Genomic DNA, 18,214 nt, shown 5'->3' with positions numbered 1-18,214 from the left:
CCTAATAACCTTTCACTCCTGCCTCTATGGCTACGTCCAAATGATTTGGTTCTGGCACCACAGGACAAGAATAATTGTCACTATAAGCACAATACGGATTATATAATTTATTGAAATCTATAATCCATTCTGTTCCTTCAGGAACACCTTCATAATGAAGATATCGACCGGCTCCATAGGTGCTTTCACCTGTTGTCTTATCGATAACCGGTAAAAAAACATAAATTTTCTCTCCCGGAACTGAAAAACGTTGCACTTGAAGATAAGCCTCCAGCGTGTATGGCTTGCCCTGCAATTCAAAATGAAGAATACCGATGCGCTTATACATTTTGGTAGTGCCTTTGCTGGTAGGCAAAGGGAAAGGCTTTGAATCGGGAGTAGGCTCAAAACGGGCTTCTACTCTGAATTCTTCATTTACAGGAAAAAAATCGTGCCCTTTGAAATTCTTGCGATCCTTCTTGCTCAAAGGAGATTTATCAGGATCTAAAAACTCTTGATTTTGCTCTTCCCTATACTTTTCAATCTCTTCTAAATAAGCATGATCTTGAGCCCAAACGGCCATATTTATAAGAAAGAAGACCATGAAAAGAATCTGTCGCTTCATACCTAAACCTTTTTGCTAAGCTAAACAGATTCCTTCAATAACGATACCTTTCTTCGATACAGAAGCTAATTATTGAGCGGTAGCAGGTGTTTTTTGCTGTAGCAATAAGGCGGAAATCACACTGATCACAAACCCAATAAGAAAAACCGTCAGAAACATTAATACGGTAACGCCCCAAGTGCTAAACATCCATCCGTTTTGTTCCATCATCACGCTAAACTCCTTTTCGAATTGCGGAGTGCCCATTTCAATTCCGGTATTATATGAAAAATATTGCTCGTTAAAATCAGGCATAATCCAGGTAACGAAAATGAGATTGTAAGCTGCGAAAGCCACACCTCCCATAGCCGAAATCAGGACTCCTATTTTCAAGCCTTCGCCAAAAGATAATTGCCCAGCATTTACATTTTCCTGAACCTGACGCATGGCGAAATAAACCAAACACATAGCCACCACAATTGAGGTATAACCAAGGATTTCGCCTTGCGCAAAACTATCTAGGCCAAAGCCTAAAAACAGTCCGGCAATAACAGGAACCCCAACAGTAATGGCACAGGCTATCAGTCCAAATTTGATTACAATCTTCTTCATATTTTCTTTTTTAGATTTTGGTCAAATCAAGCCTAAAGGGCAAAAAACGAGCTCATACTTAAGTATGAAATTGCTATTCTACTTTAAAAAAGGCTTCTATTCAATGATTCTCCATTCTCTTGCTCTAATCACTGCCTGAGTTCTGCGCTTCACATCTAGCTTGACAAAAAGATTAGACACATGTGTTTTCACTGTACTTTCCGAAACAAAAAGTCGATTACCGATTTCAAGGTTTGACAGGCCTTCAGCAATCAAATGTAGCACCTCCAATTCCCGTTCACTTATACCTAATTCCCTAATCTTCTGCTCATCAATTTCCGCTAAAGCTTTCACTTCAATTATTTCGGCTTTCTTCATTTTCACCCCCAAATAAATCCCCAAAGCCATTAAAATTGCGGCCGTAATTCCAATCATGATGTCCGCACGAATGGTAGGAAGAAAAATGGAAGCATTGCTCAGTTGAAACAATATGAGCAGCGCGACCACTATCAGAGAAAATCGAAGTATGGTTTTCAGCAAGGATTCAACTGTTAAATAAGGAACCTATTAAATTCATCTAATTTTAAAAAAAGCTGGTGGAAGTTCAATAATTGGACATATTCCATTGAGCCAATTTTCGATTTAAAAATTCTCGTTCGGCCACATTTTGAGCCAAGGAGATGGCTCGAGTCAAACTTGTTTTTGCCAATTCCATTTGGCCCGCTTCTGCGTAAAGCTCGGCTTTCAAGGCATGAAATGATTGTAAGGAATCCACTTCAGAAGACAAGTCATTCATCTGTTTCAATGCTTCATTTGCTCCTTCCACCTTGCTAAGCACAAACAATCGACTCATTTTTACAACCGGTGCAGGTTTGACTTTCACTAAAGCATTATAGAGTCTCAAAATCTCCTTCCAATTGGTTTTATCATAGCTCGGAGCAACAGTATAATAACCAGCGATAGCAGCTTCTAAATGGAAAATCGAAGAACTATCGGACTTTCCAGCATCTTGGAGAAATTTCCATCCCCATTGAATATAATCATCACGGTACTTCCTTCGGTTTTGATGTTCTAAAGTCACCAAACCACCTTTCTCATCTATTCGGGCTGGAAAACGAGCCGCTTTGAAAAGCATTAGTGAAATTAGAGCATCCAATTCAAAAGTATGACAAGCAGCTTCATTGGTCAATATAAAAGCCAAACGAATCGCTTCTTCACATAAGTCTTGCCGAATGAGATTATCGCCTTCCGTGGCTTTATAACCTTCATTGAAAAGTAGATAAATCACGGTTAATACAGCTTCCAATCTATCGGCCGCTTCTGCTCCTTTGGGAACCGACAGCTCTCCAACTTCATTTCTAAATTTCAATTTAGCGCGGCCAATTGCCTTTTTGGCGGCTTCTTCCTTCTTCAATAAAGCTCTTGCAATTTCCTTTACGCTGAGACCACAAAGCAGCTTTAAACTCAACATGAGTTGTTCTTGAAGCTTCATGGAGGGATGGCAACAAGCGAAAATCATTCTCAGCTGGCCATCAACGAGTTGTTCTTCCTGAAATTCAAAGGTTTCTGAATCTAGATCAAAATTCTCAGAGGACGCCTCATATGCTACAGACTTTTTATTTCGCCTTAGCTGATCGATCAATTGATTATTAGCGACACGAAACAGCCATGCACTTGGATTATCAGGCCTTGGCTGGTACGACCAAATTCTGGCTGCTTTCAATAAGGCTTCCTGAACAGCATCTTCAATCATATCGATATGAGCCGCTGAATATTTATGCGTGAGCACCGACACCATTTTGGCGTATTCGTGTCGGAAAAGATGATCAAGCGTATGGCTGACTTCAGGATTCATAGCATACGCAAAATAATGAAAAAGCCATCCGTCAGGTGACAGATGGCTTTATATCAAAAAGAAATTTATACAAACCTTAAAGGTCTACTTACTAGAATTAAGCGAACTAAACTCTATTTCTTGAATATAGCAGGATCGATATCCGTATTCACCAAAACTTCGCTTGACTTATAGGTTACCGGCATTGGCAATTGACCACCTGATTGTGTAAAAGCGAAAGGCATTTTCACCCCATTCACTTCTCTATAATCGCTATAAACAAATGTTCCAATTTGGGCACCCATTTCTGCTTTCACTTTCAAACCAGATTCAACATCATAAAACTCAGAAACCGTTATTTGATCAGTGAGTTTCACATCTATTCTGTGAGCCTCTTTCCCATCTACTTTAGTGATTCCTTTATAAACAGTTTCAAAGCCTAATTCATCATAGAATCTCTCTTTGAATAGAACTCCCATATATTTGAATACAGGAGTAAAATTTGGAGGCATAACCTGACTTTGACCAGACATTTTCAAATAAGCCTCTCCATTATTATACCCCTGAACAATTTCCCCTTGCATTGGAATAATTTGAACATCAGCGTATAGATCTGGAGCTTGCTGATAAACCACTCTACTTAGGGAAAACGACTGACCTCCCATGGCTAAATCAGCTTGGCTTTTATTTACTACTGTTTTTACCTTTTCAATAGCGCTTACACCACCAATTGCATCGATATACTTTTTCAGAATTTGCTGAGGTGTTACATCTGAAACTACTGCTTTGGTTGGGTCATCCACTTGGTTTCCATCTACATCGTAGTAGACAATCTCTCCGAATTTGGCCAATTTTGGCGCAATTTCTTCAGCCTTTCCTACCACCACAATGTTCGCGTTGTTCGGATGGATATATTTTTTAGCAACAGCCTGAATATCTTGAACAGTGATGGCGTCAATACGCTTCAAGTAGTTTGCGTAGTAATCTTCAGGCAAACCATATAACTCGATGTTCAGAGCAAATTGAGCTACAGTACTGCGACTTTCCAAGCTTCTTGCGAAAGAACCTCTCATGGTATTTTTAGCCAAATCCAACTCTTCTTGGCTCACCAACTCATCTCTCATTCTGTTCAATTCGTGCATGAATTCAACCATAGCACTATCGGTCACCTCATTTCTAACACTGGCATTTGCCGAAAAAGTAGCGCTATATTGGCTAGTTCCCAAGCTTGAATAAGCTCCATAGGTATACCCTTTATCTTCTCTTAAGTTAGTGAACAATCTAGCAGAAGCTCCTCCCCCTAAAATCCTGTTCATTAAGCTCACTTTGGTAACATCAGGGTTTCCCGGCTTATTCTGAACCGGGTAAGTAATATCGATTACCGATTGAACTGCCGAAGGTTTATCTACAATCACAACTTTTGAACTTTCAATTGGCTTTGGCTCTGGGAAGGTCTCTTTGGTTACATCACCAGCTTTCCAGTCAGAGAAATAATCTTTGGCCAATTTTTTAGCTTCAATCTTCTTGATATCTCCCACCACTACCAGGTAAGCAATGTTCGGCTTGAAGTATTGATTGTAATGCGCTTTAACATCTTCAATAGTTACGTTTTTCACGGTTTCTTCCGTAGTAATTTCACCATAAGGATGATCCTTTCCGTAATTCACAACGCCAGCGACAATGTTTGAAATAGCGTCTGGACTATCTTTAGAAGAAGCCAAACCTGTGATAGTTTGTGCTTTCACCTTCTCTAATTCTTCTTTCGGAAAAGCAGGATTATAAAGTAAATCAGTCATGATTTTCAATACATCTTCTTTGTACTTAGAAAGAGAAAAGGCTGACATTGAAGAGTAACCAGCATTTACACTAGCTCCCATAAAGTCAATTTCTTCGTCAAGAATTTCCTTCGTTTTGCTAGTGGTTCCAGCTCTCATAACTTGGCCATACATGCTTGCTAAACCAGCTTTGTCGCCTTCAGTAATTGGACCAGTATTTAAAGTTAGCGTCCATGCTACGGTTGGAAGTTTATGGTTTTCAACCACTATTACCTTCAAACCATTTTTAAGTGTGAATTTTTCGTAGTCACCAATTTCAATTTGACGTGCCGCGGCAGGTTCAGGCAATTTGGAGCGATCAACTTGCGCGAAAGTATTGACAGCCACAAAGGCCATCATTAATATCAACAGCTTTTTCATTATTTATTCCCTCCTTCTTTTTTGATTTTGGTATCCTCTGGCTTTTGCTGCTCTGCTTTTGGTCGGTAAGTCAAAACTACCTTGTTTTCTGGCACTAGATATTTATTAGCAACTCTCATAATATCTTCACGAGTCACTTTCTTCAACTTGTCAATCTCTGTGTTTATCAAGTCTGTATTTCCAAAATAAACATGGTAATTGGCTAAGCTTTCAGCGATAGATTCCACAGAACCATAGCCAGAAACGAACCTGTTTTCAACCTGATTCTGGATTTTTTGGAATTCTCTTTCAGAAATGAGTTCCGTTTTAGTTTGGTCTATTAATGAATCAATTACGGAAGCTAATTTTTCAGTATCTACCCCTTGATTTGGCAGTGCAAAGTTGATGAACAAGCCGCCATCTTCTAAGCCTAGAGGAATTGACTGTACCACCAATGCCATACCTTTTTCATCAACAATTACTTTCTGGAATCGAGAACTTTCGCCTCCTGAAAGCAAAGTGGTAAGCATTTGCAAAGCATAATAATCGGCTGTGCCTTGAGGCGGCATTCTGTAGCCTTGCACTACTGCAGGCACCTGAATGTTATCAAAAACGGTCTCTTCAACAGTTTTTTCAAGTTTAGGTGCATTAATTTTGGGACGCGGAATGGATTTAGTTCCTTTCTTAATTTCGCTGAAATACTGAGAAATCAATTTCTTGGTTTCTGCAATATCGATATCACCAGCCACTGTTAAAGTAGCGTTATTTGGCACATAAAAAGTGTTGTAGAAATCAACGAAATCTTGATCTGTTGCGGCATCAATATCTTCGAAAGAACCGATTGGAGCCCACTCATAATTAGTGCCTCCGTATGCATTTTTCAGCATTTTCTCGATCAATGATCCGTATGGCTGATTATCTACCCTTAATCTTTTTTCTTCCTTGACAACTTCCTTTTGTGTTGCAATTCCAGCAGAATCGATCTTCGCATGAAGCATTCTTTCAAACTCCATGTAAAGGCCCAATTCCAATTGGTTTGAAGGAAGCGTTTCGTAGTAGTAAGTTCTATCGTTGGAAGTATTGGCATTCAAGGTCCCACCTGCCGCTTCAATAATCTTAAAGTATTCGCCTCTTCCAATATTAGGAGAACCCTCAAACATTAAGTGCTCAAAAAAGTGAGCAAACCCTGTTCTGCCTTCTGGCTCATTTTTGGATCCCACGTGATAAAGAACAGAAACCGTCACAATGGGCGTTGAATTATCTTGATGAAGAATCACATGCAACCCATTTGGCATGTCGTATTCTTCGAATTGAATGTTTTGAGCACGGGTACTCAAAGTCAACCCAGCTAAAAACACCAAAACAACACTAAATTTTCCTCGCATATAAATATTTGTTTGGTTACAAACTTAAACTTAACATCAAAAAAACCCCAAAAAGGGGCTTGAATGTTTAACGGAATTCCAGCCCGATGGAAGGGCTAATGAATTGATTACTTATTTCAGGCGTCTGAGTACTTCTTGAACCTCGAAAGTTTTAAGTCTCGGGCCATACTGAGCTACCACTTTAGAACAAGCTAAACTTGCCAATTTTCCTGCTTCAGCGTGTGACATTCCATTGGTGATGCCATACAAAAATGCACCAGCAAACATATCGCCTGCACCATTTGTATCTACCGCTTTCACCGGATAAGCCTCAATATCGATGAAAGTATCGCCATCGAAAATCATAGCACCATTTGCTCCTTGCGTAATCACAAATCGCTTGGCATCTTTCTTCAAAGCCTGGCGTGCTTCTTCCAAATTGTCTTTGCCAGTAAAGGTTTTGGCCTCGTCTTCATTACAGAAAAGGAGATCGACCGAAGCGCCAATTACTTGCTCAAACTGCGCTTTGAAATACTGAACAATTGAAGGATCTGAAAGGGTGATTGAAGTCTTCACGCCATAATCTTCGGCAATCTTCTTCCCTTTAAGCATGGCTTCAACTCCGCTTGGAGAAGGCGTTAAGTAACCCTCCAAATACACATATTGAGCATCCTTAATGGCATTTTCGTTAAGTTCCTTTACAGAAATATCTGAAGTTGCTCCTAGAAACGTATTCATGGTACGGTCGGCATCTGGTGTAATCATCACCAAGCATTTCCCCGTTACACCGTCTTCTCGAGGGTGAGTATCCAAATTGGTATCAACGCCTGCTTCCTTCATATCATTCATGTAGAAATCGCCAAACTCATCGTTGGCCACTTTGCATGAATAGTATGATTTGCCTCCAAATTGACTCACAGCAATCATAGTATTGGCCGCAGAACCACCCGATTTACGGCCAGTTTCTGCTCCTAACATAGCATTCACTAAACGAAACTGAGTTTCTTCATCCACCAAGGTCATCAACCCTTTCTGCACGTTGTGTTCAGTAAGGAAATCATCACTTACCTGCACATCCAAATCTACCAAGGCATTTCCAATGCCGTAAACGTCATATTTCTTTTTCATGATTCTGAATCAAATAATTGGAGCTCTTTTAAACTCCTTAGTTTCGTCAAAGAGTTTTCTGTAAGTAATGTGCGTTTTGAACACTTCGCCACCGATTTGTTCTACAACGCGCATCATTTTGGGGTTGAAATCCCCAATCCAGTTCATCTCTATATCCTTATAATTGAAATTCTTTTTCCAGGCCATGCGCTTTACGTAAGAAACCACCAAAGCGCCCTCTACGCCTTTTCTCTGATGATCGGGAACCACGCCAAAAACAAGTCCTAGAGCCTTTTTACAAGCTCCTGTTTTCAGCAGATACATGAACTTGATTTTGCTCCATAAATTCCATTGCCCGTTTAAGTGCTTATAAAGCTGGTTCAATTCTGGAATGGAAATAAAGAAAGCGATCGGTTCTTTTTTATAGAAAGCGAACCAGATAAGTTTTACATCGGCAATAGGCTTCAGTGTTTTAAAAGTGGTTTTCGCCTGAAGCATACTCATGGGTTTTACACCACTATGCCCTGCCCATGCCTTATTGTAAACATCATGAAAATATTCATGTGCTTTTCCATATTCAGCCTTGGTAATTGGCCGAAATTCGTAATCGGGATTGTTAATGGTGATATTGGCCTTTTCGTAAAACCGAGGTGTAAAATCCACTTCGCTTCCCATTGGCCTTTTGTAGGTAAACTGCTTGAAATAGGTCTGAAAACCGTAAGCCTCGAACAGTTCTTGGTAATAAGGAAAGTTATAAGGCATTTGATAGTTTGGCTCATGAAAGCCTTCCACCAAAAGTCCCCACCAGTTATTACGATCGCCAAAATTAACGGGGCCGTCCATGGCTTCCATACCACGTTCTTCCAACCAAACTTTCGCCTTATCGAACAGCGCGAAAGCAGTTTCTTTATCATTAATACATTCAAAAAAGCCAACTCCGCCCGTTGGTTGCTCCGAAGCTGCAGCCACCTTTTTGATGATAAAAGCGGCAATTCTACCAACCGTTTTGCCTTGCTCGTTTTTCAAAATCCAGCGAATGGCTTCCCCATTCCTAAAGTTCTTGTTCTTTTCAGGATCAAATACGGCTTTAATGTCCTTATCTAAAGGGCGAATCCAGTTCTTTTCATCCTTATATAGCTTTACAGGAAGCTGGATGAATTCTTTTTCTGTGCGAGGGTCAGTAACTTCTATCAGGTGCATTAGCTCATCGAGAGCTCCAAAATTAAAGAGATAAAGACAACATCAAAATCTAAAATGGCATGCGTTAGCCGATTTGATACTTTTCTTTATCTCTTTCCTAAAAAGTCGCGTATTTTTTACGCGCTTATTGCTTTAAAGCTTTGGCTTTATTTGGGTAATCCGTAATAATTCCGTCTACGCCTTCATCCACCAATTTTTGCATGGCTTCTAAATCGTTAACCGTCCAAGGAATGACTTTCATGCCTTTTTCATGGCAAAATTCAATATCCTTTTTGCTCAACAAACCATAATGAGGACTATAGATTTCAGGTACAAAACCAAGCTTATCTAAATGGGTTTGAATATCCTTGCCTCCGCCAATCAAAACTGCCAATGTAACCTTTGGATCCTTTGTGTGAATTTCTTGAAGCATTCTGAAATCAAAAGATTGAATATTAAACCTTTCGTAAGGAAGATACTTTTTGGTTTCAGCTAAAGTGAGGGCAACAAACTCCTGAACGCCTGGATGATTTTTACCGTCTCCGCTTTCACCACTCTTGATTTCGATATTATAATTCACCTTAGGTAAATTGTTTTTTGAGATATACGCTTCAATTTGAGTAATCATATCAGACAGGAGCGGCTTAGTAACCTTTACCTTCTCTTGGTCAGGAAAGCCAGCATTCCCTCTCGATCCACAGTCGTATTTTTGAACCTCTGCGTAGGTCATTTCATAAATATTCAGCTTTTGGGTGTCATCTTTCTGCACCGGAGAACCATCAGGAAAAGAACAAATGGCAGAAGACATGTACGTATCATGCGACACCAAAACCTTTTTATCTTTAGTAATCACCACATCCAATTCTAGGGTTGTAACTCCTTCGTCCAATGCCTTAATAAACGAAGGAATGGTGTTTTCAGGCATTAAACCTCGCGCACCTCTGTGGCCTTGAATATCAAGCTTTTGGGCAAAGCCATTCAAACAGGCAAAAAGTAGTATGATTGAAACTGAAATTCTCATAGGTATATCTTTTTTCAATTGCCTAAAAGTATAGGCTTTAATTAGGTTAATCAATAATAAAACTGGCCAAAGGGCATTATTCTATTATAAGCTTTTATGGCCCAGAATATCGAAATCATTTTCTGAAAGAATGTATTTCCGACCATAAAAAGGAGGTTAAATAATTGTTACGCTCCATTCTTAATGCTTAATTTTCAGCTAGAAAAATCAAAACACATGAGAAAGCACTTCCTATGGATGCTTTGCTTTATTCCAGCTTTGGCCTTTGGCCAACAAAACTGGGGAGCAAAGTTTGAACAAATGGGCACAATGCTGCCTACCCCAAATCAATACAGAACAGGTTCGGGAGAGCCTGGGCCAGCTTACTGGCAACAAAAGGCCGACTATAAAATAGCGGTAACTCTTGACGACAAAAATCAAAAAATCACGGGTTCAGAAACGGTTACTTACACCAACAATAGCCCTTCAACCTTAAAATACATTTGGGTTCAGCTAGACCAAAACGTTAGAAAAGCTGACAACACTGGTAACCTTACTAACGGATTTCAAAGAGTAAATCCTAACAGCAATAAAATGGCCACCAATCAGGCTGCATCTATGTTGGGTTCAGGTTTCGATGGTGGTTTTAAACTTCAAACTGTTACTGATGAAAAAGGTAATGCGCTTGATTACTTGATTAATGACACCATGATGAAAATCACCTTGCCAACGCCATTGAAAACAGGTGATTCTTTCAGCTTTAAAACTTCTTGGTGGTACAACGTAAACGACAGAGCTCAATTGGGTGGCCGTTCGGGTTATGAATATTTTAAAGATGACGAAAACTACCTTTACACCATTGCTCAATTCTACCCAAGAATGGCGGTTTACGATGATGTAAATGGATGGCAGAACAAACAATTTTTAGGTTCTGGCGAGTTTGCCCTTACTTTTGGCGATTTTGAAGTTTCCATCACTGTTCCTTCAGATCACATTGTAGCGGCTACCGGTACACTTCAAAACCCTAAGGATGTTTTGACAGATAAGGAAATGGATCGTTTGGAGAAAGCAAAAACTTCATTCGACAAGCCTATCATTATTGTAACTGAAAAAGAAGCTCGCGCTAAAGAGAAGAAAAGAGCGAACACAACTTCTACCTGGACTTTTAAAGCTGAAAACGTTAGAGATTTTGCTTTTGCAAGTTCAAGAAAATTCATTTGGGACGTTCAAGCCGTTCAGCTTGAAAACAACAAACCATTGGCCATGTCTTTCTATCCAAAAGAAGGAAATCCACTTTGGGAGAAAGAATCTACAAAAGCGGTAGTTAATACCTTGAAATCCTATTCTGCTAAGTCAATCGACTACCCATATCCAAAAGCTATTTCGGTTCACGCAGCTAGCATTGGAATGGAATACCCAATGATTTGCTTCAACTTTGGCCGTCCTAATGCTGATGGCTATTACGATGATTTCACTACTACCAGAATGGTTTCTGTTATCGTTCACGAAGTAGGCCACAACTTCTTTCCAATGATTGTAAACTCAGACGAAAGACAATGGGCTTGGATGGACGAAGGAATTAACTCGTTCTTGGAATATTTAACCATGCACGAATATTACAGCCACTTGCCTTACACTGAAAACTCGCCAGCGGCTATCGTTAACTACATGAAAGGCAGCAAAGACTTTATGCGCCCAATCATGACAAATCCTGAACAAGCCATGCAGCTTGGGCCAGAGGCTTACTCTAAGCCATCGGCTGCTTTGGTAATTTTAAGAGAGCAGGTAATGGGGCCTGAGCTTTTCGATGCTGCTTTTAAAGAGTACTCTCAGAGATGGGCTTTCAAACACCCTAAGCCAGCTGATTTCTTCCGAACTATGGAAGATGCTTCTGCAGTAGATTTAGACTGGTTCTGGAAAGGTTGGTTCTACACCACCGACAATGTAGATATTGATGTTGCTGATGTTCAGTGGTTCAAAATCAAAGGAGAAAACAACGAGGTGAATAAGAACATTCAAGCGCAGCAAGGAAACCTTGGTGGCGAAAATGCTGAAAATCCTTTCTATGGAACTCCAAAGGAAATTGAATTGACAGATAGCCGAGTAAGAGGTGAATACCGCAGCGAAATCCCTAATGAAGAAATCAAAGAGAGATTAGGTGGTAAAAACCTTTATCAAATTACATTCAAAAACAATGGTGGTTTGGTAACTCCATTACTGATTGAGTGGACTTACAAGGATGGAACTAAAGAATTGGAGAAAGTACCTGCAGAAATCTGGAGATACAATGAAGGTCAAGTGATGCACGTATTCATGAAAGATAAAGAAGTGGATAGCGTTACTTTTGACCCTAACGATGCCCTAGCGGACGTTGACCCAACAAATGATATGTTCCCAAGAAAAGCAGTTGAAACTGGCTTCGATCGTGCAAGAAGAAGAAGAGGTGGTAACTAGTCCAAACATATTTTAAGATTTAAGGCCCTTGAAGGATTTTCTTCAAGGGCTTTTTTATTGCACCGAGATTTCGGTGAGCTTGCGTGAGGGATAGCAATGGAAAGCCCGCAAGCGCGACAAGCGCTGAGGACTTGGAATGAATAGCCCGACCCGCAGGGGCACGCCCAAAAAATCGCTACCTTTCTATCCATCAGCAACAATTACCTTATGACCTATTTGAGCCACAAAACCATTTGGATTACGGGAGCTAGCTCTGGCATTGGAGAGGCTTTGGCAAAACAACTTTCCGAATTTCCTGTCAATCTGATTCTTTCGGCTAGAAGACTGGGTGAGCTGGAAAGGGTTAAAAGTGAATGCGGGACTCAGGCAGAAATAAAGCTGCTGACTCTGGATTTGGCTCGGGCTGCTGAGCTTGAACAGAAAACCAAAGAGGCAATTCAGCTTTTTGATGGCGTGGATATTTTGATCAATAATGGAGGAATTAGCCAGAGATCGCTAGTGAAAGACACGCTTTTAGAGGTAGATAGGCAGCTGATGGAAGTGAATTACTTCGGTTCGATTGCCCTAACAAAACATCTTTTGCCTTTTATGTTGGCGAAAAAAGCAGGGCATTTTGTGGTGGTGACTAGCCTAACGGGTGTTTTTGGTTCTCCTTATAGGTCGGGTTATGCGGCAAGCAAACATGCGCTGCATGGCTTTTATGATAGCTTAAGGGCCGAACTTGAAGATGAAGGCATTAAAGTAACCATTGCAGCTCCGGGTTTTGTAAAAACACAAGTATCGGTAAATGCATTTGTGGGCGATGGCTCAAAAGCCAATGTGATGGACAATGCTCAGGCCAATGGGATAAGTGCGGAAAAATGTGCTTCTAAAATCATCAAAGCCATGGAAAAGCAAAAAAGGGAAATCTACGTTGGCAAAGAAGCCTATGCTGCTTACGTAAAGAGGTTTTTGCCGGGGCTATTCGCGAAAATGATAAAAAAAGCAAAGGTTAGGTAAGTGGTTCACTCCTTTACTTCAACCTAAAAAGCTTGAACCTTGGTCTAAAATCAGCGTAAAAATAGCGAGCGACTTAATTCAAAAAATCATTATCACGTCAACTCAATATTAAAAAATAGCCGCTCGCCAGAGAGGTGAATCCCGTCACCTCTCTCTCCCTTTTCTTTAAACCGCTTGACTAAATTGCTTGCTGTTTTCTTCAAACAAATAATAGTCATCGAACAAGGCGCAGATGTTTCTTAAAAACCTCAAGCCCTTGTGTGTAACCTTATAATTCAAACAGAATTTTTCTATTAAACCTTCTTCAATCATTTCGACAAAAGCCGCCTGCTTGCTCGGGCTCAATCGGGCAATGTCTCCGAAATAAAGCCTTCCGCTGCATGCTACATCCAGAATTACCTTTTTGCTATCCATTTCAGGCTTGGTCATTAAATGACCTTTGAAAACAGGCAATTCTCCATTAGCCAGTTTCTCTCTGTAACCCTCTACACTTTTTACATTCTGGCCATAAGCCGTGCCAATGTCAGAAATAGAAGAAACGCCAAGACCTAATAAGAAATCGTTGCCGGATTCGGTATAGCCCATGAAATTGCGGTGCAAGCGACCTGAATTTCGAGCTTGGCAAAGTGCGTCATCAGGTTTAGCAAAGTGGTCCATACCTACGTGCTCATAACCCAAACTGCTCAATAAAGCTCGGCCAATAGCATTCAACTTGAGCTTCTCCTCACCTTTCGGAATGTTTTCTTCAGAATAAGCCCTTTGACCTGGACGCGTCCATGGAACATGCGCATAACTGTAGAAAGCAATGCGATCAGGCTGAAGTTGCTCAACAACATCCATGGTGTTTTTTATGCTGTAAATGGTTTGGAATGGAAGTCCATAAACCAAATCGAAGTTGATGGAAGTGTAACCAATTTCTCTGGCTGCTTTGGTTACCTTTTCAACGTTTTCTATAGGTTGAAGACGATTGATGGCTTTCTGCACTTTATAATCAACATCTTGAACACCAAAACTTACGCGCGTAAAGCCAACTTCGTAAAGTGCTTGCAAATGTTCGTAGGTAGTATTATTCGGGTGCCCTTCAAAACTGAATTGATAATCGGGATGAACCTGAGCGGTTTCCAAAATAGATTCGATCAAGAATTTCAGATTTTCAGGCGAAAAGAAAGTTGGTGTTCCGCCACCCAAATGGATATCTCTGATCACAGGTTGTTCCCCGAAAATCTCCAAATACATTTTCCATTCCTGAATCAAGGCATCGATATAAGGTTTTTCAACCCTATGATTTACCGTAATTCGGGTATTGCAGCCGCAATAGGTGCAAAGTGATTCGCAATATGGCAAGTGGATGTACAAACTCATGCCATCCTTAGCTTCGCTAAAAGCATGTTTCACCCTAGACTTATACTGCTCAAGGTTGAATGAGCTGGTATTCCAAGCCGGCACCGTTGGGTAACTTGTGTACCTTGGCACAGGCACATCGTATTTTTTCACCAAATCTATCATCACTTTTCCTTTTCAGATTTCTTTTGTCGGTCTTCAAAAAGCATTCTTACAGAAGGCGAATAGGTATCGTCAAACTGGCCAGATTTTACGGCCCAGAAAAAGGCGGAAAGAAAAGCTACTGCCACCACCAAACTCACCAATATCAGAATTAGAATTACCGACATCTTATTTCAGTTTTAATTTTTTCGAGAGAACACCAATCATGGAAGTGGTGAAAAACACCACCGAAATGCTACTTAACGGCATTAGAATGGCCGCAAAAAGCGGAGTAAGCAAACCTGCAACCGCCAATCCAATACCCACTGTATTATATAATAGCGACAGGGCAAAACTGGCCACAATTACCTTTTTGCCTTGACTCGCCAAACGAATGAACTTATCCAAATTCACCAATTCGGAAGCCTTTAGAATAGCATCACTAGCTGGAGAAAAAAGAGACACATCTTCTGTAACCGCAATTCCAACTCTGCTCTGCTTCAATGCTCCAGCATCGTTAAGCCCATCGCCCAGCATGATTACTTGCTTGCCAGACTTTTGAATTTCCTTAATGGTTTCGAGCTTGTGATGAGGGCTTTGGTTGAACTTCATTTCAACACCTTGAGGAAAAATGGTTTTCAACTTTTGAGCTTCGCGATCATTGTCGCCAGAAAGAATGAAGAAATTAAATCTCGATTTCAACTCAGTTAATAAGCCAGATAAACCTTTTCTGTAATGAGATTGAAACACAAAACAGCCTTTATACTGCTTACCCAAACTCACATGAACTTGAGTTGCATTGGTATTTGAAATAGCCACTTCTCCTACAAAAGCTGCAGAACCAACCTTCACTTCTACTCCACTTACCACAGCTTTGAATCCTTTTCCTTCTATTTCATCAAAAGATTCGACCGCGTAACTGTAACCATCTGCTTGCGCAAAATCTTTGATCCAGCGGCTTAATGGATGAGTGCTATTGGACACAGCAGCATAAATCAAGGCTTTTTCTGCAGCCGAAAGCTCTTGACCTTGGAAAGAAATTTCTTGGCCTTGGGTTTCTGTAATTGTGCCCGTTTTATCAAAAACAATGGCATCTGTATCGTTCAGCTGCTCGATCACATCAGCATTTTTTAGATAGAAGTGATTTCTACCAAATACACGCATGATACTACCCAAAGTAAAAGGCGTGGAAAGTGCCAAAGCGCAAGGGCATGCAATAATCAAAACGGAAGTGAACACAAGCCATGTTTGAGAAGGATTATTCATTTGCCAGAAAACACCAGCAGCGACCGCAATCGCCAAAACAGCCACAGTGAAATACCTGCTTACCTTATCAATCAGGCTCAGATGCGCTTCTTTTTCGGCATAAGCATCGCTATTCCAAAGCTGAGTTAAGTAGCTTTGAGAAACTTCCTTTTGAACGATAAATCGAACTTGCTTACCAACTTGTCTACCGCCAGCATAAACGTAATCTCCTTTTTTACGCGCCACAGGCACCGATTCGCCTGTCACAAAACTATAATCGATAGATGCGAAATCATCAATCAGTATGGCGTCAGCGGGCAGCACTTCTCCATTCCTTACCATAATTTCGTCTCCTTTTGCCAACTCCTTAACAGGAACTGGCTTAAACTTTTCTTCAATCTTCTTTTGAATTGCAAGTGGGAAATAAGATTGGTAATCGCGGTCGAAAGAGAGGGCTGAATAAGTTTTATTCTGAAACCATTTGCCAATCAGAAGGAAGAAAACTAAACCAACAAGCGAATCGAAATAACCAGGGCCAGTATGGGAAATTACTTCGTAAGCGCTTCTCACGAAAAGCACCAAAAGGCCAATAGCAATCGGCACATCGATATTGGCGAATTTTTGCTTAGCACTTTTCAATGCAGAAGTGAAGTAGTCGCTTCCCGCATAAAACACAACAGGAATAGAAAGCACCAAATTGAGGTATCGGAAAAACTGGCTGTATTGCTTCTCAATTCCTGTTAAGCCTAAATAATCAGGAAAACTGAGCAGCATTACGTTTCCGAAACAAAAACCAGCAATCCCCATTTTAATCAGCAGTTGCCTGTCAAAACTCTTCTGTGGTGCTTTTTGGTCTTCTGAATTCTTCAGATTGATTTGTGGCCCATAACCAATGCTATCTAGCATTTCTGCCACGTTTCTTAAGCTCAATACATCAGATTTATAACTGATGGTCAGTTTTCTGGCCGTAAAGTTCACAGTAGAATCCAGCACATCTGCGTTCAATCGATCCAGGTTTTCCAAAAGCCAAATACAAGAACTACAATGGATGTTCGGAATAAAGAAAGTAACCCGTTGAAAACCTTCTCCTTCAAAATCGAGCACTTCTCGTTTGATGGATTCGTTGTCCAGAAAGTCAAAAAGTGAATGCTCAGCTTTGTCTTTTATGGTAAATCCAGGGGCACTTTCCAGATTATAGTAATCGCAAAGATCGTTGGTGTTTAGAATCTCATAGACCGTTTTGCAACCGTTACAGCAGAAGTCATGTTCATCGGCCACAATGGCTCCAGAAACACACTCATCACCGCAATGGTAACAATGGGTTTTAGTTTTTGGCGATATGGTTTGGGTTTTGCTCAATGCTTGAAAATGAAAATGGGTGAATTTTGAAGCAGTCCAGTTCTGTTTCGCAAATCGTACAAAATCTTATCTCCAAACTCGTTTCCAGAAAGAATTAGAGCATTCCCCACATCGGATTTAAGGTTAATTAAAAACTCTTCAATAGGTTCATCTACCATCAATTGTAAACCCAAATTCGGGAATGCCATTTTCAAATAGTCGACAAAAAACTTCTGGTTGTCCATCTCATTGTCTTCAGGAAAATTGAAGAGCACGGACATCGGCATTTTCATGAGTTCATGATTGAACAAACGCAGAAAGTGTTTCACCATTTCCAGCGAATGCTCAGATGGGTTGTGCATCATCAACAGTCGGGAAACCATGCCCTGTTCTGGCAAAATGAGCACAGGGCACTTAATGGTTTCCAGAAAATCCCTTAGCAGGTGCCATTCTGCATTATCCGACAAAAGCTGGTTGTCAAGCACCAACAAATCGGCCACTGAAGAAAGCCCCTGAAGAGATTCGGCATTTAGCGCTGGTTTGATGAAGTCGATATTCATTCGGGCCTCAGAAGCGAGCGTCTCCATTTCCATTTCGAACTCTATTCTCTTGACGAAAGAAGTCGATTTATGGTCGTTTTCATGAGCTTTATGATTGGCCACAACCACAGCTTCCATCCAATGATCCATGCAAAGGATAGTCAGGAAATACTCGTGCTCACCACTCAAAATAGATTTGAGCTGAGCAAAAAATGCAGCTTTGTCACTTTCTAAACCTGCCCCTATGAGAATTTTCTGTTTCATGTGAGTAAAGTTTGTATTGATAAATCACATGGAAGATCAGCCTATCAAAATAGAAACCTTG

15 protein-coding genes are annotated in these 18,214 nt (G+C 40.6%); 2 read left to right on the top strand and 13 right to left on the bottom strand.

Going from position 1 to position 18,214, the window contains the following annotated elements; all coding sequences use genetic code 11:
* Window position 1: 1 nt before the first annotated feature.
* The 9 genes from ACXACJ_RS02375 to ACXACJ_RS02335 form a co-directional block, all read right to left on the bottom strand.
* The gene (locus tag ACXACJ_RS02375) at window positions 2-604 is read right to left on the bottom strand and encodes a DUF1684 domain-containing protein (RefSeq protein ID WP_475132663.1); all 603 of its coding nucleotides are present in this window, start codon (window positions 602-604) and stop codon (window positions 2-4) included.
* A gap of 69 nt (window positions 605-673) precedes the next feature.
* Window positions 674-1,195, bottom strand: coding sequence for a DUF4199 domain-containing protein (locus tag ACXACJ_RS02370; RefSeq protein ID WP_475132662.1), 522 nt, complete (start codon window positions 1,193-1,195; stop codon window positions 674-676).
* 96 nt (window positions 1,196-1,291) lie between these two features.
* Window positions 1,292-1,714 (bottom strand): helix-turn-helix transcriptional regulator, encoded by a 423-nt coding sequence (locus tag ACXACJ_RS02365; RefSeq protein WP_475132661.1) that lies wholly within the window; start codon window positions 1,712-1,714, stop codon window positions 1,292-1,294.
* A 64-nt stretch (window positions 1,715-1,778) separates the two neighbouring features.
* Entirely contained in the window at window positions 1,779-3,029 is a 1,251-nt protein-coding gene (locus ACXACJ_RS02360) for an RNA polymerase sigma factor (RefSeq protein ID WP_475132660.1), read from the bottom strand.
* Between the two features lie 113 nt (window positions 3,030-3,142).
* On the bottom strand, window positions 3,143-5,203 hold the full coding sequence (locus tag ACXACJ_RS02355) for a M16 family metallopeptidase (RefSeq protein ID WP_475132659.1): 2,061 nt from the start codon (window positions 5,201-5,203) through the stop codon (window positions 3,143-3,145).
* Window positions 5,203-6,567, bottom strand: coding sequence for a M16 family metallopeptidase (locus ACXACJ_RS02350; RefSeq protein WP_475132658.1), 1,365 nt, complete (start codon window positions 6,565-6,567; stop codon window positions 5,203-5,205). The genes ACXACJ_RS02355 and ACXACJ_RS02350 overlap by 1 nt, the downstream gene beginning before the upstream one ends.
* 111 nt (window positions 6,568-6,678) lie before the next feature.
* Window positions 6,679-7,674: an adenosine kinase gene (locus tag ACXACJ_RS02345; protein WP_475132657.1), complete on the bottom strand. Its 996-nt coding sequence runs from the start codon at window positions 7,672-7,674 to the stop codon at window positions 6,679-6,681.
* Window positions 7,675-7,683: 9 nt separating this feature from the next.
* Complete coding sequence (locus ACXACJ_RS02340) at window positions 7,684-8,853, bottom strand: hypothetical protein (RefSeq protein ID WP_475132656.1); 1,170 nt, start codon at window positions 8,851-8,853, stop codon at window positions 7,684-7,686.
* Between the two features lie 124 nt (window positions 8,854-8,977).
* Window positions 8,978-9,853 carry a glycerophosphodiester phosphodiesterase family protein gene (locus tag ACXACJ_RS02335; RefSeq protein WP_475132655.1) on the bottom strand — a complete coding sequence of 292 codons (876 nt, stop codon included), beginning with the start codon at window positions 9,851-9,853 and terminating at the stop codon, window positions 8,978-8,980.
* Between the two features lie 216 nt (window positions 9,854-10,069).
* On the opposite strand from ACXACJ_RS02335, the gene ACXACJ_RS02330 reads away from it, so the two are divergent.
* Window positions 10,070-12,286 (top strand): M1 family metallopeptidase, encoded by a 2,217-nt coding sequence (locus tag ACXACJ_RS02330; protein WP_475132654.1) that lies wholly within the window; start codon window positions 10,070-10,072, stop codon window positions 12,284-12,286.
* A gap of 207 nt (window positions 12,287-12,493) precedes the next feature.
* The gene (locus ACXACJ_RS02325; protein WP_475132653.1) at window positions 12,494-13,285 is read left to right on the top strand and encodes an SDR family oxidoreductase; all 792 of its coding nucleotides are present in this window, start codon (window positions 12,494-12,496) and stop codon (window positions 13,283-13,285) included.
* A gap of 165 nt (window positions 13,286-13,450) precedes the next feature.
* On the opposite strand, the gene hemN is transcribed toward ACXACJ_RS02325, so the two are convergent.
* From hemN to ACXACJ_RS02305, 4 genes are read right to left on the bottom strand one after another with little or no spacing between them, the layout of a single operon-like run.
* Window positions 13,451-14,791 (bottom strand): oxygen-independent coproporphyrinogen III oxidase, encoded by a 1,341-nt coding sequence (gene hemN / locus ACXACJ_RS02320; RefSeq protein ID WP_475132651.1) that lies wholly within the window; start codon window positions 14,789-14,791, stop codon window positions 13,451-13,453.
* Window positions 14,791-14,955 (bottom strand): cbb3-type cytochrome oxidase assembly protein CcoS, encoded by a 165-nt coding sequence (gene ccoS / locus ACXACJ_RS02315; protein ID WP_475132650.1) that lies wholly within the window; start codon window positions 14,953-14,955, stop codon window positions 14,791-14,793. The genes hemN and ccoS overlap by 1 nt, the downstream gene beginning before the upstream one ends.
* A gap of 1 nt (window position 14,956) precedes the next feature.
* Window positions 14,957-17,371: a heavy metal translocating P-type ATPase gene (locus tag ACXACJ_RS02310; protein WP_475132649.1), complete on the bottom strand. Its 2,415-nt coding sequence runs from the start codon at window positions 17,369-17,371 to the stop codon at window positions 14,957-14,959.
* Complete coding sequence (locus tag ACXACJ_RS02305; protein WP_475132648.1) at window positions 17,368-18,153, bottom strand: hypothetical protein; 786 nt, start codon at window positions 18,151-18,153, stop codon at window positions 17,368-17,370. The genes ACXACJ_RS02310 and ACXACJ_RS02305 overlap by 4 nt, the downstream gene beginning before the upstream one ends.
* Between the last annotated feature and the right edge of the window lie 61 nt (window positions 18,154-18,214).

This window comes from Roseivirga sp. AWQ4_251, assembly GCF_056158225.1.
Note: the sequence above shows the minus strand (reverse complement) of the source record. Positions and strands in the feature narration are given on the sequence as shown.